The 19049-nt window shown below is 33.2% G+C and carries 17 protein-coding genes; 10 read left to right on the forward strand and 7 right to left on the reverse strand.

All coding sequences use genetic code 11. From position 1 onward, the window contains the following. Nucleotides 1-520 precede the first annotated feature (520 nt). The 5 genes from ricT to AABL81_RS02720 all read left to right on the forward strand — a co-directional run bounded on the left by ricT (nucleotide 521) and on the right by AABL81_RS02720 (nucleotide 6243). Nucleotides 521-1966: a PSP1 domain-containing protein gene (gene ricT / locus AABL81_RS02700; RefSeq protein WP_341340298.1), complete on the forward strand. Its 1446-nt coding sequence runs from the start codon at nucleotides 521-523 to the stop codon at nucleotides 1964-1966. Next, a complete protein-coding gene (locus AABL81_RS02705; RefSeq protein WP_158209706.1) occupies nucleotides 1953-2450 on the forward strand; it encodes a gliding motility lipoprotein GldH in 498 nt (165 codons plus the stop codon). The genes ricT and AABL81_RS02705 overlap by 14 nt, the downstream gene beginning before the upstream one ends. Nucleotides 2451-2474: 24 nt before the next feature. Then, nucleotides 2475-4793: a penicillin-binding protein 1A gene (locus AABL81_RS02710; protein ID WP_341340299.1), complete on the forward strand. Its 2319-nt coding sequence runs from the start codon at nucleotides 2475-2477 to the stop codon at nucleotides 4791-4793. A gap of 71 nt (nucleotides 4794-4864) precedes the next feature. Beyond that, nucleotides 4865-5566 (forward strand): CoA transferase subunit A, encoded by a 702-nt coding sequence (locus tag AABL81_RS02715; protein WP_090404392.1) that lies wholly within the window; start codon nucleotides 4865-4867, stop codon nucleotides 5564-5566. A 20-nt stretch (nucleotides 5567-5586) separates the two neighbouring features. After that, nucleotides 5587-6243, forward strand: a complete 657-nt coding sequence (locus AABL81_RS02720; RefSeq protein ID WP_158209704.1) for a CoA transferase subunit B — start codon at nucleotides 5587-5589, stop codon at nucleotides 6241-6243. 61 nt (nucleotides 6244-6304) lie between these two features. Here AABL81_RS02720 and AABL81_RS02725 read toward each other — a convergent pair whose 3' ends face one another. Continuing rightward, a complete protein-coding gene (locus AABL81_RS02725; protein WP_158209703.1) occupies nucleotides 6305-7147 on the reverse strand; it encodes a universal stress protein in 843 nt (280 codons plus the stop codon). Nucleotides 7148-7258: 111 nt separating this feature from the next. Further along, a complete protein-coding gene (locus AABL81_RS02730) occupies nucleotides 7259-8050 on the reverse strand; it encodes an NAD(P)H-binding protein (RefSeq protein ID WP_158209702.1) in 792 nt (263 codons plus the stop codon). A gap of 97 nt (nucleotides 8051-8147) precedes the next feature. On the opposite strand from AABL81_RS02730, the gene AABL81_RS02735 reads away from it, so the two are divergent. After that, nucleotides 8148-9419, forward strand: coding sequence for an alkaline phosphatase family protein (locus AABL81_RS02735; RefSeq protein WP_341340300.1), 1272 nt, complete (start codon nucleotides 8148-8150; stop codon nucleotides 9417-9419). A gap of 61 nt (nucleotides 9420-9480) precedes the next feature. Here AABL81_RS02735 and AABL81_RS02740 read toward each other — a convergent pair whose 3' ends face one another. The 5 genes from AABL81_RS02740 to AABL81_RS02760 form a co-directional block, all read right to left on the reverse strand. Beyond that, the gene (locus tag AABL81_RS02740) at nucleotides 9481-10281 is read right to left on the reverse strand and encodes a porin family protein (protein WP_341340301.1); all 801 of its coding nucleotides are present in this window, start codon (nucleotides 10279-10281) and stop codon (nucleotides 9481-9483) included. 25 nt (nucleotides 10282-10306) lie between these two features. Further along, nucleotides 10307-11485: a PCMD domain-containing protein gene (locus AABL81_RS02745; protein ID WP_341340302.1), complete on the reverse strand. Its 1179-nt coding sequence runs from the start codon at nucleotides 11483-11485 to the stop codon at nucleotides 10307-10309. Between the two features lie 321 nt (nucleotides 11486-11806). Continuing rightward, nucleotides 11807-12601, reverse strand: coding sequence for a porin family protein (locus AABL81_RS02750; RefSeq protein WP_158209698.1), 795 nt, complete (start codon nucleotides 12599-12601; stop codon nucleotides 11807-11809). 6 nt (nucleotides 12602-12607) lie between these two features. Next, nucleotides 12608-13699 carry a PCMD domain-containing protein gene (locus AABL81_RS02755; RefSeq protein WP_158209697.1) on the reverse strand — a complete coding sequence of 364 codons (1092 nt, stop codon included), beginning with the start codon at nucleotides 13697-13699 and terminating at the stop codon, nucleotides 12608-12610. A gap of 210 nt (nucleotides 13700-13909) precedes the next feature. Continuing rightward, nucleotides 13910-15436 (reverse strand): bifunctional GNAT family N-acetyltransferase/carbon-nitrogen hydrolase family protein, encoded by a 1527-nt coding sequence (locus AABL81_RS02760; RefSeq protein WP_158209696.1) that lies wholly within the window; start codon nucleotides 15434-15436, stop codon nucleotides 13910-13912. A gap of 158 nt (nucleotides 15437-15594) precedes the next feature. Here AABL81_RS02760 and AABL81_RS02765 point away from each other — a divergent pair, with 158 nt between their 5' ends. From AABL81_RS02765 to AABL81_RS02780, 4 genes are all read left to right on the forward strand, one after another. Further along, the gene (locus AABL81_RS02765) at nucleotides 15595-15933 is read left to right on the forward strand and encodes a single-stranded DNA-binding protein (protein WP_158209695.1); all 339 of its coding nucleotides are present in this window, start codon (nucleotides 15595-15597) and stop codon (nucleotides 15931-15933) included. 130 nt (nucleotides 15934-16063) lie between these two features. Beyond that, the gene (locus AABL81_RS02770) at nucleotides 16064-16753 is read left to right on the forward strand and encodes a response regulator transcription factor (RefSeq protein WP_158209694.1); all 690 of its coding nucleotides are present in this window, start codon (nucleotides 16064-16066) and stop codon (nucleotides 16751-16753) included. After that, nucleotides 16743-18101 carry a HAMP domain-containing sensor histidine kinase gene (locus AABL81_RS02775; protein WP_341340303.1) on the forward strand — a complete coding sequence of 453 codons (1359 nt, stop codon included), beginning with the start codon at nucleotides 16743-16745 and terminating at the stop codon, nucleotides 18099-18101. The genes AABL81_RS02770 and AABL81_RS02775 overlap by 11 nt, the downstream gene beginning before the upstream one ends. A 250-nt stretch (nucleotides 18102-18351) precedes the next feature. Beyond that, nucleotides 18352-19047, forward strand: a complete 696-nt coding sequence (locus AABL81_RS02780; RefSeq protein WP_158209692.1) for an MgtC/SapB family protein — start codon at nucleotides 18352-18354, stop codon at nucleotides 19045-19047. Nucleotides 19048-19049 lie beyond the last annotated feature (2 nt).

Genomic DNA, 19049 nt, shown 5'->3' on the forward strand with positions numbered 1-19049 from the left:
GAATCTGTTGTGTATGCTTTTCGTTTGCGCTGCCTAATCAACATTTTTTGACTATGTCTCGTCCTATTATAGCTGTACAGTTATTTCAGGATGGGTCAAGTCATTTGTTATTGTGATTTTTATCATTAAGAAGTTTGCTGTCGCGTGAGAATTTAATGTATTAAGGTTGGATTTAACGGCCAATAATTTATAGATTAAATGATTTGAGAAATGTGCTGTTTTATTAAGGGTTGATTTTTTATAAATAGCTGAATAAAACCTTTTAACGCTAAAAAAGTGTGAATTAGGAAAAACTGTCAATTTCGCAATCATTCTTGCATTAGGATATAGAAAAATGGATATTAAAAGGAATAGTAAATATTTGTTTTAATGAAAGTTAAGTAAATAGGAAGTGTAGTAAAAGTGGTTATAAGGTAGTAGAATAAAAAATTCTAAAAGGAACTTGTAAAAATAGTATCTTTACAGCGAGTAAAATTAAAAATAACTCTCTTTATAGAGATCAATATATAAAAAAAAGTAGATGGCTTGTACAAATTGTTCAACAGGAAAAGATAGTAGTGGGACGCCGAGAGGATGTCAAAGTAATGGAACGTGCGGAACAGACAGTTGTAATAAATTAGCAGTTTTTGATTGGTTATCCAATATGGTTTATCCTACTGGAACCGAGATTTATGATATAGTTGAAGTACGTTTTAAAAACGGACGTAAGGATTTTTATCGCTATCCAAAAGAACTTACAGTAAGTATTGGAGATATTGTAGCGACAGAGTCTTCTCCTGGACACGATATTGGTATTGTATCATTAGCGGGAGAACTTGTAAAAGTTCAAATGAAGAAAAAGAAAGCTGATCCCAATGGTGAGATCCTAAAAATATATAGAAAAGCAACACAAAAAGACATTGATATTTGGCAAGAAGCGAGAGCAAGAGAAGAGAAAGTAAAAGTTCGTGCTCGTGAAATGGCAATTGCTCTAAATTTAGAGATGAAAATCTCTGATGTCGAGTTTCAAGGAGATGCTTCAAAGGCAACTTTTTACTACACAGCAAGTGAGCGTGTTGACTTTAGACAGTTGATTAAAGATTTCGCTCGTGAGTTTAGTATTCGTATCGAGATGAAACAAGTTGGATTTAGACAAGAAGCAGCTCGTTTAGGAGGAGTAGGTTCTTGTGGTAGAGAATTGTGTTGTTCAACTTGGTTGACAGACTTTAGAAGTGTTAATACATCTGCTGCTCGCTACCAACAATTATCATTAAATCCTCAAAAGCTTGCTGGGCAATGTGGTAAGTTGAAATGTTGTTTAAACTTTGAATTAGATACGTATTTGGAAGCATTGAAAGATATGCCAGATTCAGATACTAAATTAATGACAGTTAAAGGATTAGCTATTTGTCAGAAAATAGATATTTTTAAAGGGCAGATGTGGTTTGCTTATATCAACAATTCTGCAAATTGGTATGTATTAGATACAAGTCACGTAAAAGAAATTTTAGCTCTAAATAAACGTGATGAAAAAGGTTTAGAGTTAGAAAGTTATATGAGCGAGATTGAGGTTGAAACAACTGATTTTGAAGTTGCAGCAGAGCACGATAGTGTAACTCGTTTTGATCAGCCTAAGAGAAAGAAGAAACCAACACGTAATAAAAAACCAAAAGGACAAGAGGAACCAAAAGGTTCTAAAAAGGAGAATGTTGGTGAGCAAAAGGAAAGACCTGTTAGAACTAATGACAAAGAAGGAAAGGGACCTAAACCACAACGTCCTCGCGTAAAGAATAAAACAGAGCGTCCAAATACAAATACAAATAAGGATAAGGTTAAAGAGGGTAATAATCAGCCTGTTGCAAAAGAATCAGCGGATTCAACTAACGCAAATAAGGAAGCGAAAACACCAAGAGTTAATCGTCCTAATAGAAATAAAAAACCAAGAAATAACAATTCGTCAAGTAATAATTCAAATGCTGAAAATTAGTAATTATTTATTGATATTGAGTGTTTTATGTCTGACTATGGTGTCTTGTCAACAAAATCCTAATATTGTTTTTGATCAATATCAAGGGACGGAAGGGCGCTGGACAAAAGAAGATGTAAAAGCATTCGTTTATGAAGTAAAAGATACAGTTCAAGATTATGATTTGTATATGAATCTTCGTGCTAATAAGGATTATCCTTTTAGTAATATTTTTGTGATATTAAAAACATATCAACCTAATAATGATATTGTTGTGGATACACTTCAGTTTCAAATGGCTAAGCCTGATGGAACATTATTAGGAACGGGATTTGCAGATGTAAAAGAGAGTAAATTATGGCTGAAAGAAGGGTATAAATTCCCTGAGTCAGGAAACTATAAGTTTACAATAGAGCAAGTTGTAAGGGAACTTGGTCAAATAGAAGGTGTTAATGCCTTAGACGGAATTTCAGAAGTTGGATTCCGAATTGAAAAAAGCGAATAAAAAGGAAGAAGTTAGTCATACTTTATGAGTACAAAACAACAAAACAAAAAAGAAAAAAAGCAAACTACCAGCTATAAAGGGTATTTAAAAGCTTTTTGGTTATTATTTTTAGGTGGTATTGCCGCTGTAGTTTTCTTTTTCTTATGCGCATCTTGGGGGGTTTTTGGCCCGATGCCAACCTTTGATGACTTAGAAAATCCAGCAAGTAATGTTGCTACAGAAGTAATTTCTTCTGATGGAAAAACTATAGGTAAGTTCTATTTAGAGAATAGAGTACCAGTTAAATATGAAGATTTACCAGATTATTTAGTTAATGCATTAATTTCAACTGAAGACGAGCGATTTAGAACGCATTCAGGTATTGATGCAAGAGGTACGTTGCGTGCAGTTACTTCAGTAGGAAGTAGTGGAGGAGCAAGTACAATTACACAGCAGTTAGCTAAATTGCTATTTCACGGAGAAGGATCTCGTAGCTTACCTAAGCGTATTATGCAAAAGGGTAAGGAATGGGTTATCGCTATCCAATTAGAAAGACAGTATACGAAAGAGGAGATTCTAACGATGTATTTGAACAAAGCAGATTTTGTTAATAATGCAGTTGGTATTCGTTCGGCAACGCGTGTATATTTAGGAAAAGAACCTAAAGACTTATCAATTGATGAAGCAGCTATGTTTGTAGGGATGTTGCAAAACCCTGCTTATTTCAATCCTGTTCGAAGACCAGAATTAGTACAAAAACGTAGAAATGTTGTACTTCATCAAATGGCCAGAAACGGCTTTATTACACAAGAAGAGAGTGCTACTTTACAAGGGAAACCATTAGCTTTAAATTTCACTCCTGAAAGTCATAAAGCAGGTTTGGCAACATATTTCCGTGAATACCTTCGTGATTATATGCGTCGTTGGGTAAAAGAGAATCCTAAGAAAGACGGAAAAACGTATGATATTTATAGAGATGGTTTAAAGATTTATGTTTCTATTGACTCACGTATGCAAAAGTATGCAGAGCAAGCAGTAGAAGCACATATTTCAAACTTACAAGAAGAGTTTTTTATTGATCAAAAGAACAATAAGATGGCTCCGTTTTATAAGATTAATCAATCAGAGTATGATGGTATTATAAGACGTGCAATGAAGTCTTCAGAAAGATGGAGACAGATGACTGCACAAGGTAAATCTGAAAAAGAGATAGTAAGTTCATTTGAAGTAAAAACAAAAATGCGCATATTCTCTTGGAAAGGTGAAAGAGATACTGTTATGACTCCTCGTGATTCAATTTTATATTACAAGCATTTCTTACAAGCTGGTATGATGGCGATGGAGCCTCAAACAGGACATATCAAAGCTTGGGTTGGAGGGATTAATTATAAGCACTTCCAATATGACCACGTAGGTCAAGGAGCAAGACAAGTAGGTTCTGTGTTTAAACCGTTCGTATATGCTACAGCAATAGAACAATTGCACTATTCACCTTGTGACTCTATTATTGACTCGCCTTTTACGATGCCTAAAGGACGTCATGGAATCAGCAAGGATTGGAGTCCACAAAACTCTAATCGTTCGTATAGAGGTATTATGACGTTGAAACAAGCACTTGCTGGATCTGTAAATACAGTTACAGCTAAGTTGATGGACAAAGTAGGGCCGAAAGCGGTTATTGATATGACACGAGATTTAGGAGTGTCTGCGGATATTCCTCAAAGTCCTGCAATCGCATTAGGAGCTGTTGATATTACAGTAAGTGATATGGTTGCGGCTTATAGTACTTTTGCTAATCAAGGTGTTTATATTAAGCCTACGTTTATTACACGTATTGAAGATAAAAACGGTGTTATTTTGTTTAATGCTATTCCAGAAACAAGAGATGTCTTAAGTAAAGATGTTGCCTATGCAATTATTAAATTACTGGAAGGAGTTACAGAGTCAGGTTCAGGGGTGCGTTTACGTACAACTTGGCAAGGAGCAGGATACAAACGAGTAACAGGTCACCCATATAAGTTTACCAATCCAATTGCTGGTAAAACAGGAACGAGTCAGAACAATAGTGATGGATGGTTTATCGGAATGGTCCCTGATTTAGCTACAGGTATTTGGGTTGGAAACGATGATAGAGCAGCTCATTTTAGAACAATGACTTACGGACAAGGGGCTACATTAGCTTTGCCAATCTGGGGTATATTTATGAATAAATGTTATGCTGATAAAACATTACACGTTTCAAGAGAAGGATTTAAAGTGCCGGAAAACTTATCAATTCGAGTTGATTGTACTAAAGTAGTTCAACCAGAGACTGATGATCAAGTTGAAGGAGGAGAAACATCCACTGATGAATTTGATTTTTAATATAGAAAAACGCCTTTTTTTAAAGGCGTTTTTTTTTGTATTTTAGGTGCCTATTCTAAAACCAAGAAACTATGATTAATAAAAAAGTAGCAAACGTTCAAGAGGCGTTAGCAGATATAAAAGATGATATGACCATTATGCTTGGTGGTTTTGGACTTTGCGGGATACCAGAGAATTCAATTGCTGAATTAGTCAGAAAAAATGTTACTGGATTAACGTGTATTTCTAACAATGCGGGAGTGGATAATTTTGGATTAGGGCTATTGTTGCAAAAACATCAGATTAAGAAGATGATTTCTTCTTATGTGGGTGAAAATGCAGAGTTTGAAAGACAGATGTTATCAGGGGAGTTAGATGTAGAATTAACACCACAAGGAACATTGGCAGAAAAGTGTAGAGCAGCACAAATGGGTATTCCTGCATTTTATACACCAGCAGGGTTTGGAACTGAGGTGGCAGAAGGAAAAGAAGTTCGTGATTTTAATGGAAAACCACATATATTAGAACACGCATTTGAAGCAGATTTTGCAATTGTAAAAGCGTGGAAAGGTGATGAAGCAGGTAACTTAATATTTAAAGGTACAGCAAGAAATTTTAATGCTTGTATGGCAGGTGCAGGAAAGATTACAGTAGCAGAAGTTGAAGAGCTTGTGCCAGCTGGAGAGTTGGATCCTAATGAGATTCACGTTCCTGGAATTTTTGTTAAGCGTATTTTTCAAGGAGAGAAATACGAGAAGAGAATTGAACAACGTACAGTTCGCACAAAAAATTAATTCACCTTTAAATTAGTATTATGTTAGATAAAGTAGGTATCGCAAAGCGTATAGCAAAAGAGTTACAAGATGGTTTTTATGTAAACTTAGGAATTGGTATTCCAACATTAGTAGCTAATTATGTTCCAGAAGGAATGAATGTTGAGTTTCAAAGTGAGAACGGTATCTTAGGAATGGGACCTTTTCCTTTTGAAGGAGAAGAAGATGCAGATTTAATCAATGCCGGAAAACAAACGATTACAAGCTTAGCAGGAGCATCTTTTTTTGATTCGGCTACAAGTTTTGGTATGATTAGAGGAAAGCACGTAGATTTGACTATATTAGGCGCTATGGAGGTTTCTGAGCAAGGAGATATTGCCAATTGGAAGATTCCAGGTAAAATGGTAAAGGGAATGGGAGGAGCAATGGATTTAGTTGCTTCAGCAGAGAATATCATTGTAGCAATGATGCACGTAAACAAAAAAGGGGAGTCAAAGATTCTTAAAGAATGTAGCTTGCCATTGACAGGAGTAAAATGTGTGAAGAAGATTGTAACTGAATTGGCCGTTCTTGAAGTAACATCAGAAGGGATTAAATTATTAGAGCGCGCTCCAGGTGTTACAGTTGAGGACATTATTAAAGCTTCTGAGGTAACTTTAATTATTGAAGGAGATGTGCCAGAGATGGTATTAGATTAATGGATTTGAAATTAGTTTTCAAGAAAGTATAAATATAAAAAGGGAGCATTAGCTCCCTTTTTTATTTCTTTTTCGCTTTATAAGCAAAGAATGGTACCTTTAAATGTTTAGCAAGGTGTTGAGTTATGCTTTTTGAAAGAACTCTCTCTAAAAAGCTTTTATTTTGCTTTACAGTAGCAACTAAGTCAACTTTTTCACTTGTGATAAAGTCAAGTAGCACCTTTTCTATTTTATCTGTATTAAAAAGATGGAATGAAACAGGTTCGTTTTTATACTTTTCTTTCCATTTGTTGTAAACCGCATTGCAATCGGGCTTCTTTTTAGTACTTACATAAACACAACTTAACTTAGCATTAAGTTTATTTGCAGCTTCAATTAAGTCTTCTAATGTTTCTTCTTCCTCTTCTTCTAAGCGAGTTGTAAAAACAATGTTTTCAATATTTTTAAATTCAGCTTCTTTAGGAATACTCAAAACGGGAATATCAACTTTAGAGATTGTATTTACAGTATTTGAACCTAATATTTTTTTGTGAAAACTTGCATTAACTCCATCTGTCCCCATCACAATAAAATCAATATTGTTTTCAAGGATTGCATTTTGAATTTCAGGAATTAATAATCCTTCTTTTACTTTAAAGAATACTTCTACGTGTTCTAAATTAAGCTCTTTTCTTAAAGCGATAAGTGTTGGACTATTGGCGTGAAGTTGTTCAAGCTTTTCAAAGTCATTTTTCTTAATAACATTATCCACAAGATGCGGACTAATACCTCCTGAAATTACTGGAGGGTCATAAACGTGTATTACATATAGTTCAGCATCGCTATAATCCGCTAATTGTAAAGCATACTTAAAAGCGTTATTTGCTGTTTCTGAATAATCAGTTGGGAATAATATCTTCTTCATAATGAATAGCTTTCATACTTCTTACAAGATACTGAAAAATAGGCGTTAAATTAATGTAAAACACATCAAAAGAATCTTTTCTAATTTCAGAATCAAAATAAGAGATGTGATTTAGTATTTATAATCTATGTTGGTAAACTCACTTATTTTTTGGCCAGATATCTTACGGCGAGTATCCCAATTGTTTTCACCTAAAGGAGGCAGCGTTATATTGTGTTTTTTTGCTTCTTTAGAATAGTAGTCTTTTCTGCTTTCATAGTTAGGAGATACAATATTGTAAATACAATTTGAGTTGAACCCCTTTTCTATAATCGCCATTGAAAATGCTAAAATGTCTTCAAGGTGAATCATATTAATTGGTAAATCAGGATTATCTAAGAACTCTTTCTTAGCAATGTAATTTACTGGTTTTCTATCGGCACTAAATAAACCACCTAATCTTAAGATACAAGCATTGATGCTTGGATCACAAAGTAAAACGCTTTCTGCATCTCTAATTTGTTTGGCAGTTGGCTCATTAGAGTAAGAATTGTATAACTCAGTAATAACTTCAGAAGAAGGAGCATATATAGAAACAGAACTCATCATAATGACTTGTTTGATGTTGTGTCTCTTAATATAAGGGGTTATTTTCTTAAAATTATCAGCATAAGAAGGCTGTGTCTCTTCTCTAATAGGAGGAATTGTAATGATTAACAATTCAGAACCTTTAAGAAAGTAGTCTATATATTCTAAGTTATTGTGGTAAATGTCGATATGATATGGTTTAATATTTAAGTCTTCTAACATATTCATTTTAGAAAGACTTGTAGTAGACCCTTTAATCACGTAATCTCTTTTAAGTAATTGCTCGGCTAAAGGTGTTCCTAACCAACCACATCCAAGAATGCTTATTTGTTTCATAATAAAGGCTATTGTTTTAAAATAGTTATAAAAATAAGCAATTACTTTGTATGGATAAATTTATCTATAGATATTTGATTACGAAATACAAAACAACATGAAAAAATTACTTTTATCCTTAGTCTTGTTTTCATTTGTAGGAGGGGTTTTCTCTACAGCAAATGCACAAGAAACAGAAAAACAAATTGTTACAGAGAATCGTGTGAATGATCCAAAACAGTTTGAAAAGCCTTATGTAATCTTAATCTCTATTGATGGATTTAGATATGATTATATTGAAAAGTTTGATAGCAAGTTTTTAAAAAAATTAGGGGAAGAAGGAGTTAGAGCAGAGTCAATGCAACCATCTTATCCATCAGTTACTTTTCCAAATCATTATACAATTGCTACAGGGTTATATCCAGCACACCATGGTTTAGTAGGGAATAATATCTTTGATCCAAAGATTGAAGAGCGTTATTCACTTAGAAATTATAAAGCAGTTCACAATCCAGCTTGGTACGGAGGTACTCCATTATGGGTTTTAGCAGAACAACAAGGAATGATGAGTGCTTGTTATTATTGGCCAGGGTCAGAGGCTCCAATTAAAGATACATATCCTTCATATTATTACGGTTATTCAGAGAAGTTTGAAATGGATACACGTATTGCAGAAGTAGTAAAATGGTTGAGTTTACCAGAAGAAAAACGTCCACACTTTATTACTTTCTATTTACCAGAGGTAGATCACGCAGGGCATACGTACGGTCCTGATGCAAAAGAAACAGAAGAGGCAGTACAATATGCAGATAGATCAATTGAGAAATTAGTTGCTGAGGTTAGTAAAACAGGTTTACCAGTGAACTTTGTTGTTGTTTCGGATCACGGAATGCTTGCGTTAGATCAAGAAACGCTATTGCAGTTCCCAATGAAAGTAGAAAAAGATGAGCTTACTTTAGTTAGTAATGGTACTTATATGAGTGTTTTTGTAAACAATAAGAAAGACATCAATAAATGGTATAAAAAGATTCAGAAAGCGGCTGATAGTAAATTGATGAAAGTGTTTAAGAAGGCTGATTTACCAAAAGAGTTTAATTTTGGAGGAGACAATGATCGTTTTGGTAGAGTAGGAGATATTGTTATTACAGCAGAACCACCTTATTACTTTACAAATAGAAAGTTAGCCGGAAGTCATGGTTTTGATCCAAATACAGTTAAAGAGATGCATGCTATTTTTATTGCTTCAGGACCTCAAATTAAAAAAGGAGAGAAGATTGCAACATTTGAAAATGTAGATGTATATCCATTAATAGCTAAGATTCTTGGATTAGATATCACAGAAGAAATAGATGGAACTACGAAAGTGGCAGATCAAGTATTAGTCAAATAAGAAAGAGTAAAACAAAAAAAGGCTTGCAATTGCAAGCCTTTTTTATTGGTATATTTTGGTGTTAGAATTTATATCCAAAACCTAAGTTTAAGTAAATGTTGTGCATTGAGAAAGAGATAGCTTCAAAGTCTTTGTCAAGAACACCATTGAAACCATAAGTCATATCAGCAAATAGTTTGAAATGATTATTCATTTTCCATTCACCACCAACTTGTGTTCCCCATTGGAATCTATTTATTTCTTTAGAAAAGTCATAAGGAGCTCTTGCTTCTCCTTCAAAGTTAATTGCTTCACCAGTAGGTGTGTCTTTTCTGAATTGTCCATCAGAAACATATCCATCAAAGTTTTTGTCAATTAACCCTGATAAGTATATACCTCCGTAAACGTTCCATTTTTGGTTTATTTTATAAACTGCAGACACAGGGAAAGTAACATAAGTATTTTTAACGTGAGTGTAAACACGTCCATTGTAGTAACCTGTTAATTCGGTATTGTCTTGTTCAATACGAGTTAAGTAATCTTTTACTCTTGCTCTTGTTTTCATTCCTTTACCTTCAAAACGAACTCCAACACGTACACCCCATTTTTGGTCTTCTGTAATCCATTTAGTAGCATTAGCTTCTAAACCTAACTGAAGGGTTGGGTTGTAGCTATCAAGTGTTCTAATTTCTCTTGGTAATCCTAAAGGACTTGCTCCTCCAATACTAAACTGAGCACGAACTTGATAGTCCATATTATCTTTGAAGAAGTTGACAAAAGCATTTGTATTTTCAGTAGTTAATTCAACTGTTTTTTCTTCAGCTGTTTGTGCAAAACCGATTGAAGAAATAAGTGTAAAAATTGCTATATAAATATATTTCATTATAAAAGTTTGTTAGGATTTAGAATTAGTTGTCTTCAAGAATTAATTCTACTTCATCAATATAAAGTGTACTACCAATAGCACCTCTAAAATCACCACCTTGAATACTTGACGTAAATACAATGGCAATCATATATTCTTTCGTTGAATCGAAGGTTTTTCCTTCAAGAAGTTTAAAAGGAGCTTCAAAAGCAGTCCAAGTATCAGTTTCAGAGTATAAGTTTGAATCTACTCTTGCAACCATTACCATTTTATCACTTTTGAAATTATGATCGCCTGCTAAGAAGTTATTTTTTTCTGTTTTTTCAAAAAGAATAGCATAACCATCCCAAGTATCTTTATCTAAGTCTTTTAATGCAAATTCGTTTTTATTACCAAAGAAATCACCTGCTTTGTATTTATAATAACCTTTTAAAGCAGCAGGTTTTTGTTTTGTATTATAAGGAATACCAAATTTTGGTGATTTTGCAGGAGAGAATATTTCTAATTTAAAACTACCAGCAAAGATATTTCCAGCAGCAATACCAGGCATTTTAAAGACCCCAGACATACTATGATCTAAACCAGTTAATATAGTTTGTAATAATACGCCACTTTTTTTGTAACCATCCAAAGTAACAGTTGTAGGGTATCCACTTGGGTTAGTTAGTTTTAAAGTACCTGCAGGCACTATTGAAAAACCAGAGTTACCACTTGACCAAATAGGGTTTTGTTTTCCGTCACTACCAGGTAAATACTCTAAGAATTCTGTATATACACTAGAATCGTATATTCTATTCGGATCATAAGGTAAAGTATCAGGTGCTTTATTTAAACGATAGTTATCCATTGAAAAGTAAGTAGGGAAATCACTTCTAATAAAAGAAACAGTATATGTTTTTTTCCATTGCCCACTTTCAGAAGTTACAGTGTATGTTACGGCTTCTTTAGAAAAATCATGTATAGAACCATTTGCAGGGACGATAGTAGCACCAGGAGTAAGTGTGAACTTAGGAGCAAAAGTCATATTATCATTGTTTTGTTTTAATCTGAATACAACAGATTCGTTTTCAATGATAGGGTCAGTTAGCAAAAATTCTTTTTGATTTTCAAAAGTAGCAGCTAAAATATCAGCTCTTTGATCAGCTGCTTCTTCTTTAATACAAGAAGTTAGCATGATTCCTATTAGAGTTAATAAGGAAAAAATTAAGTAGTTTTTTCTCATGGGTTTTATTATGTTAGTTTTTGTTTTATAAAGGCTTATCTTTCAATCTAAATTAATTTAGAGATTGATAAATAAAGTTCGCAAAGTTACGACTTTTAAAATGATGGATAGTTTTCGTAAAAAGATATGTATTATTAATGAATTGATAATTATTAGTAGATAATCAATAATTGAAACCTTATGAGTGTTGGTTTTATTGAGGTTTTATTGTGAAACAAGTTCAGAAACATTATTAAATACCTAAAAAAATAAGAATAAACGAACAAGGGACTAAGCAAAATACTTAATCCCTTGTTGGTATTGTGTTAAATGAATTTTTAGTTAGAATGTATATCCGAAGCCCATATTTAGGTAGATGTTATACATTGAGAATGAGATAGCATCAAAGCTACTTTCAAAAAGAGGATTAAGTCCCCAGTTTAGATCAGCAAATAGTTTAAAATGTTTGTTCATTTTATACTCACCACCCAATTGTGTTCCCCATTGAAACCTATTTAAGTTTTGAGAAAAGTTGTAATGTCCTTTGTCGTCACCTTCAAAAGGAACGACTTCACCTATAGGTGTTCCTTCTCTTAATACACCATCATATACATATCCATTAAAGTCTTTGTCTATTAATCCAGAAAAGTAAAACCCCCCGTAAACATTCCAGTTTTCTGTAGCATTAAATACTACAAGCACAGGGAAAGTAACATAAGAGTTTTTCATATTAGTTTTTACGTTTCCAGTGAAGTAACCTTTTGTTTGTTTACCGTGATCTTCGTCAATTTGCGTGTAATAGTTTTTTACTCTGGCATCAGTTTTCATACCTCTTCCTTCAAAGCGTATCCCAGTACGTATTCCCCATTTTTGTTGGTCTGTAAACCACTTGGTAGCATTCGCTTCTAAACCAATTTGCAATGTAGGGTTATAGCTGTTTATTTCTCTAATTTGTGCTGGCATTCCCATAGGGCTACTTCCTCCAATACTAAATTGAGCACGAACTTGGTATGTTATATTTTTATTGAAGAACTCTTTAAAATTTGAAAGTTGTTGTTCTTCTTGTGCAAAAGCAGGTTGTACCGTTAAAAAGATAGAACTTGCAAGTAGAGCTATATATAGTTTTATGTTTTTCATTGTGTCTTATTTAATGTCATATACAAGTTCAATTTCATTTACAATTAAGGTACTTCCTATTGCGCCAGTAAATTCATCACCTTCAATACTGGATGTCATTACAATAGCGAGAACATAGCTTTTTTCAGGGTCAAAAGTTTTACCTGCTACTAACTCGAAGGGAACATTAAATTCAGTCCATTTATCTGTTTCGATACGCTGTTCTTGAGGTACACGTGCAATAGCTACATTTCTTGGATCTTTAAATTGATGTGAACCATCTAAGTAATTCTCTTTAGAACGACTCTCAAATAAGATAGCATAAATATCAAAGTAATCTTTTTTATTAGGTACAGGTTTAAAATATTTATCTGTAACAACATCACCAGCTTTGTATTTAAAATAACCTCTTAATGATTTTGGCATATTTCCTTCATATGGTAATCCAAATCGTGTTGATTTTAGAGGTTTAGATATTCCTGCAAATTGGAAGCTCCCTATAAAAAGGTTTCCCGCAGCAATTGGGTTTTTAGTAATCTCAGCTAATGGTGAGGTATAAACGGTTTGCATTTTGGCAGCAAGACCGCCATTTCTTCCTGGGGCAATACCTGTAGGGTAACTTTCAGGAGGAAGTTTACCTGCGACTGTTGCATAACCAGCGTTACCACTATCCCAATCATATATTTTATCACCATTAGAGCCATATTCAAAAAAGCGATAGTATCGATCATTATTTGTTAATTCGGCATTGTTAAATGTATAGCTTGAACTTAGCTCATCAGTAGTAAAGCTAACAGTATAAAGTTTCTTCCAAGTACGATCTTGTGCAGTAATTGTAACTTTTTGAGCTGTACTAAAATCTCTTGTTGTTCCATTTGGAGGGTCCATAGTAGCATTAGGAGATATAATAAAAAAAGGAGATTGTTTTCCTAAGTCTATATTAGATTTGACTTTAAATTCAATTGTTGTATTCGTAATAATAGGGTCTGTTTTTAAATACTCTGAAGGAATATAAGCTTCAAGAATATCTGCATTTGTGTCTAATTCTTCATCTTTATAACAGCTACTCATTATAACAGCTACTGTAAGTAAAGAGGAGATTATTAGTGTTTTTTTCATAATGTAATATTTTTAGAGAATATTTTGAGTCACAAGTTTCTTGCCAATAACTTAAGTGGTTGTAAATATACAAGTTATGTAATTAATGTTCTCTGTATTTTAGGTGTTTTTTGTTTCGTGTTACTTCAGAGAATAAAAAAGTGTTCGGATAATAAAAAGCCGGATTAAGATAATTCCTAATCCGGCTTAAAACTTTCTTTTGAAAGAGTATTATTTTAATTTATTGATTTGATAAAGATCTAAACGTCTATCTTTTTTAATCTTAACACTTCCGTGTTCGTGTAGTTCTTTAAGTAAGTCAACATCCACATCTACGATTAACGTCATCTCTGTATTAGGAGTTGCTTCTGCTTTTACCCCATTTGTAGGGAAAGCAAAGTCAGAAGGTGTTAATACTGCAGCTTGCGCAAACTGTATATCCATATTGTTTACTTTAGGTAAGTTACCAACACAACCTGCAATTGCAACATAGCACTCGTTTTCAATAGCTCTGGCTGCTGCACAGTTTCTTACTCGTGTATAACCATTCTGTGTATCCGTTAAGAAAGGAACGAAAAGGATGTCCATTCCTTGGTCAGAAAGTAAACGAGAAAGTTCAGGGAATTCAACATCGTAACAAATCATAATACCGATTTTACCACAATCTGTATCGAAAGTTTGAATTTTAGAACCACCTGTCATACCCCAATGGTGTACTTCGTTTGGTGTAATATGTATTTTTGCATACATTTCGTAAGTACCATCTCTTTTGCATAAGAAACCAACATTATATAATGTACCATCAATTAAATAAGGCATACTACCTGTAATGATATTGATGTTATAAGAAATAGCAAACTCTTGGAATTTCTTTCTAATGTCATCAGTATATCGAGCTAACTCACGAATAGCATCCGCTTCAGATAAGTGATTGTAGTCTGCCATTAATGGAGCTGTAAAAAGCTCAGGGAACATTGCAAAGTCACTTTCGTAATCAGAAACAGCATTGATAAAGAATTCGGCTTGGTCAAAGAATTCTTGTAAATCATTGAATGGTCTCATTTGCCATTGAATAAGCCCCAGTCTAATAACACTTTTTTTAGCATTAATTAATTGAACATCTTTTTCGTAATAGATGTTATTCCATTCTAATAGAACAGCGTATTCTTTAGAACTGATATCTCCTTCTAAATAATTACGCATTAAACGAACCATATGGAAGTCATTCGCCAATTGGAAAGACATCACAGGATCGTGAATTTCTTTTTTTCTAACCTTGTCAAGGTATTGCTTAGGCGTTAATTCCGCAGCATATTTAGAGTAAGTAGGAATACGTCCTGCGAAAATAATTGACTTTAAATTCAATTGTTCACACATTTCTTTTCTTGCGTCATATAAACGTCTTCCAAGTCTTAAACCTCTGTATTTAGGATGTATGAATACGTCAATTCCATATAAAACACTTCCTTCAGGATTATGAGTATTGAAAGTTGAGAATCCGGTGATCTGATCATAAGTATGAGCAGACATAGCCTGCTTTTCATCAATGATTAGTGATAAAGCTGAGCCAACAACAACACCGTCAACTAATACAACTAATTGTCCTTCAGGAAATACTTTTAATAACTGTTCGATTTCATCTTTATTCCAATAAGAATCTTCAAGTCCTTTATAAGACTCTAACATAGATTTCTTTAATTCAAGATAATCGTCAATTTGTAAAGTTCTTAACTCTACTTTATTGATAGTAGTTTCCATATTTATTTTTGTTTTGTAATGTACAAATTATACAAAAGCAATATAACTAAAGAAAATATATTAACATTCAAATATTTGTTAAAAATGGGTGTTATTTTTGATATAGGTTCTGTTGATTAATAAAATTGATATTTTAAAATTAACAAAAACTAAAAATTATGAGTTCATTAAAAAATCGTGTTCAATTAATAGGGCGAGTTGGACAAACACCTGAAGTTAAAGTTTATGGCGAAAATAGAAAAAGGGCATTTTTCTCTATTGCAATTAATGAGGTTTCGTATAATGAAAAAGGAGATAGAATAGAGACAACCCAATGGCACGATATAGTTGTTTGGGGAAAGCGAGCAGAGATTGTTGAAAAGTTTGTTGATAAAGGGAGAGAGGTTGCTGTTGAAGGTAAGTTAGTTAACCGTAGCTTTGAAGATAAAGATGGTAATAAGCGCTATGTTACCGAAATTGATGTTGCTGAGATTTTATTATTAGGCAGCAGCAAGTAAAGTTTTTATTATTTCTGTTATCGCTCAGGCTACAACATAGCTTGAGCGATTTTTTTATGGTATTAGGTTAATTCTGAGGGGCTTTTTAAAAAAAGAGTTAACTTGTGTCACGAAAAAAAAGTTTCTGGTTTTGAACAAGATATTAGTTATAGAAGATGATTTACGCGTTGCAGAATTGCTGCGTCGAAGTCTTGAAGAGCAAAGTTTTGAAGTAGATTTAGCCTATGATGGCTATATGGGGAAGAAATTAGCCTTGCAAAAGGAGTATAGTCTTATAATTACAGATGTAGTTCTTCCTAAAATTAATGGGATAGATTTGTGTAAGGACATCAAAAAGGAGTTGCCTCAGATTCCAATAATTATGTTAACGGCTTTAGGAACAACTGATGATAAAGTAGAAGGGTTTGATGCTGGAGCAGATGATTATTTAGTAAAACCATTTGAGATAAGAGAGCTATATGTTCGAATAAGAGCATTGTTAAAGCGTTTTGAACATTTGCAAACAGCAGAATCAAATGTGTTAAAGTATGCTGACTTGGAATTAGATCTAAATGAGAAATCTTTTAAACGAGGAGGTGTTGATATACATCTTACCCCTAAAGAGTTTAATTTACTACAATATATGATGGAGAACCCGGAAAGGGTACTGTCAAGAACAGAGATTTCAGAGAAAGTTTGGGATACGCATTTTGATACAGGAACAAACTTTATAGATGTTTATATTAACTATTTACGCAAGAAAATAGAGATAGACCCCAATAATAAAATTATTCATACTAAATCAGGTATGGGCTTTATATTAAAAGGCAATGAAAATTAAAGGTAAACTTACTTTATGGTTCACTTTGTTAGTAGCTACAATACTTTTAGTATTTGTGGTTGTTGTTTATTGGTCTTCTTCCAAAAATAGAGAAGTTGAGTTTTTTGAAGTTTTAGAAAAAGAGGGAATAACTAAAGCAAAGCTTTTTTTTGAAGCAAAAGTTAATCCTTCAACACTACATAAGATTTATCGTTTTAACAGTGAAGTAATCAATGAAGTTGAGGTTGCAATTTATGACTTAGATTTTAAATTGTTATATCACGATGCAGAAGAAATTGATAGGGTTAAGGAAACCAAGTCAATGATTGATAAGATTATATCTCAAAAAAGAGTGCATTATTTTCAAGATGACTGGCAAGTTATTGGAATGGTTTATTCTTATAATGGTAAGGACTATGTACTAACAGCAACGGCTTTAGATGAATATGGGTATGTAAAAATGCACAACTTGTTTTTGACCATTACCTTGTTAACTATTGTGTCGTTAATAGTTATTTATATCTGTGGAGGATTGTTTGCTGATCGTGTATTATTACCGATCAAAGTAATGAATAAAGAGGTAAATAATATAACAGCTACAAATTTAGACCTTCGTATTAGTACAGAAAAGAACAGAGACGAATTAGGAGCTTTAGCTAATAATTTTAATGTAATGTTGGATCGTTTAGAGCAATCTTTTGATGCTCAAAAACAGTTTGTCTCTAATATATCTCACGAGTTGCGTACACCATTAGCTGCAATTATAGCAGAGCTTGAATTAGCATTAGTAAAAGAGCAAGAGGTTGATGCTTATGTAAAGACGATTGAAAATGCATTAGCAGATTCTAAAAAGATTGTTCGATTATCAAATAGCTTACTTGATTTTGCAAAAGCCAGTTATGATCCAACAGAGATTGTTTTTAAATCTGTTAGAATGGATGAGGTTGTTTTAGATGCTTGTCAGAAACTACAAAAAAGTAATCCAACTTATAAGTTCAACTTTGTGATTGATGAAAAGATAGATAGTGAAGAAATGGTTTCTATAAAAGGAAATAGTTATCTGTTAGAAGTTGCGATAATGAATTTGTTAGAAAATGCGTGTAAGTTTTCTAAAGATCAACAATGTAAAATATCAATTTCGAATACAGAAAATAAATTAAGGATAATAGTTTCCGATGAAGGAATAGGTATGAGTAGGGAAGATTTAGATAATCTTTTTACTCCTTTTTATCGAGGAGAAAATGGTAAGCTAATTGATGGCAATGGAATAGGACTTTCGTTGACTCATAAAATTATAAGGTTACATCAAGGAACAATTGATGTACAATCACAAGTAAACAAAGGAACAATATTTACTGTTACAATATAAATGATTTTTTGGTCATATAAAGGCACTCTACTGAAGAGTGCCTTTTTTGTTTTATAGAATCCTAATAGAATTCTAATTTTTTTCTAAAAGCTTTCTAATAGCCATCGGAGGCTTATTCCTCTACTTTTGCCAAGTCAAAAAAAACAGAAGTTATGGAATTAGAGTCCTTTTTTAAGACGAATGATTGTTAAACTTTCTTTCTGATCCTCATTGAGCAATGATTATTAAGAAAGAATAAAAAGTTGTTATTATGTTGATTTCAGTATTTATAGGAAGATTAGCGTTAGCCTTTGTTTTAGGGGCTTTAATTGGCGCAGAAAGACAAGTAAGACAGAAAAGTGCGGGATTAAGAACCAATACATTAGTATGTATAGGAGCAGCCGGATTTGTATTGATGTCTTATCAAATAGGAGGGACTGCAGTAGGTAGAGTAGCATCATATGTTGTGAGTGGAATCGGTTTTTTAGGAGCTGGTGTGATTATGAAAGATGGCTTTAGTATAAGAGGACTCAATACAGCTGCTACAATTTGGTGTTCTGCCTCTGTAGGTTCAATGTGTGGGGTAGGACTGTGGCAAGAGGCTATTGTAATGGCTGTTTTAATTGTAAGTGCCCATTTATTATTACGACCAATAGGAACATTGATGAATAAGATGTCGTTTGAAAGTGATATAGATTCATCAGAGGTTCACTATGAAATAGTAGTAGGGTGTAAAGAAGAAGTTGAAAATCACATTCGAGTGATGGTTTTAGAAAGTTTAAAAAAGCAAAGGGAGTTGCAATTGCGATCTTTAAAAAGTACAGACAATGGTAATCCTGCTTTTTCATATCTCAAATTTGAAATCTATTGTTTAGGTCGAAAAGACGATATTTTAGAAAAAGTGACGAGTAAAGTTTCTTTGGAATATGGAGTTTCTGAAGTGACTTGGGAGTTGACTACTTACTAACC

Source organism: Myroides sp. C1519 (assembly GCF_038039755.1).
GTDB lineage: Bacteria > Bacteroidota > Bacteroidia > Flavobacteriales > Flavobacteriaceae > Flavobacterium > Flavobacterium phaeum_A.

Bases quoted from the DNA above. Each gene is read 5' to 3' on its own strand.
- AABL81_RS02745 (WP_341340302.1), bottom strand. From the start codon at position 11,485: ATGAGAAAAAACTACTTAATTTTTTCCTTATTAACTCTAATAGGAATC.
- AABL81_RS02725 (WP_158209703.1), bottom strand. From the start codon at position 7,147: ATGAAGAAGATATTATTCCCAACTGATTATTCAGAAACAGCAAATAAC.
- AABL81_RS02755 (WP_158209697.1), bottom strand. From the start codon at position 13,699: ATGAAAAAAACACTAATAATCTCCTCTTTACTTACAGTAGCTGTTATA.
- AABL81_RS02765 (WP_158209695.1), top strand. From the start codon at position 15,595: ATGAGTTCATTAAAAAATCGTGTTCAATTAATAGGGCGAGTTGGACAA.
- AABL81_RS02735 (WP_341340300.1), top strand. From the start codon at position 8,148: ATGAAAAAATTACTTTTATCCTTAGTCTTGTTTTCATTTGTAGGAGGG.
- ricT (WP_341340298.1), top strand. From the start codon at position 521: ATGGCTTGTACAAATTGTTCAACAGGAAAAGATAGTAGTGGGACGCCG.
- AABL81_RS02760 (WP_158209696.1), bottom strand. From the start codon at position 15,436: ATGGAAACTACTATCAATAAAGTAGAGTTAAGAACTTTACAAATTGAC.
- AABL81_RS02705 (WP_158209706.1), top strand. From the start codon at position 1,953: ATGCTGAAAATTAGTAATTATTTATTGATATTGAGTGTTTTATGTCTG.
- AABL81_RS02720 (WP_158209704.1), top strand. From the start codon at position 5,587: ATGTTAGATAAAGTAGGTATCGCAAAGCGTATAGCAAAAGAGTTACAA.
- AABL81_RS02710 (WP_341340299.1), top strand. From the start codon at position 2,475: ATGAGTACAAAACAACAAAACAAAAAAGAAAAAAAGCAAACTACCAGC.
- AABL81_RS02780 (WP_158209692.1), top strand. From the start codon at position 18,352: ATGTTGATTTCAGTATTTATAGGAAGATTAGCGTTAGCCTTTGTTTTA.
- AABL81_RS02715 (WP_090404392.1), top strand. From the start codon at position 4,865: ATGATTAATAAAAAAGTAGCAAACGTTCAAGAGGCGTTAGCAGATATA.
- AABL81_RS02750 (WP_158209698.1), bottom strand. From the start codon at position 12,601: ATGAAAAACATAAAACTATATATAGCTCTACTTGCAAGTTCTATCTTT.
- AABL81_RS02775 (WP_341340303.1), top strand. From the start codon at position 16,743: ATGAAAATTAAAGGTAAACTTACTTTATGGTTCACTTTGTTAGTAGCT.
- AABL81_RS02730 (WP_158209702.1), bottom strand. From the start codon at position 8,050: ATGAAACAAATAAGCATTCTTGGATGTGGTTGGTTAGGAACACCTTTA.
- AABL81_RS02740 (WP_341340301.1), bottom strand. From the start codon at position 10,281: ATGAAATATATTTATATAGCAATTTTTACACTTATTTCTTCAATCGGT.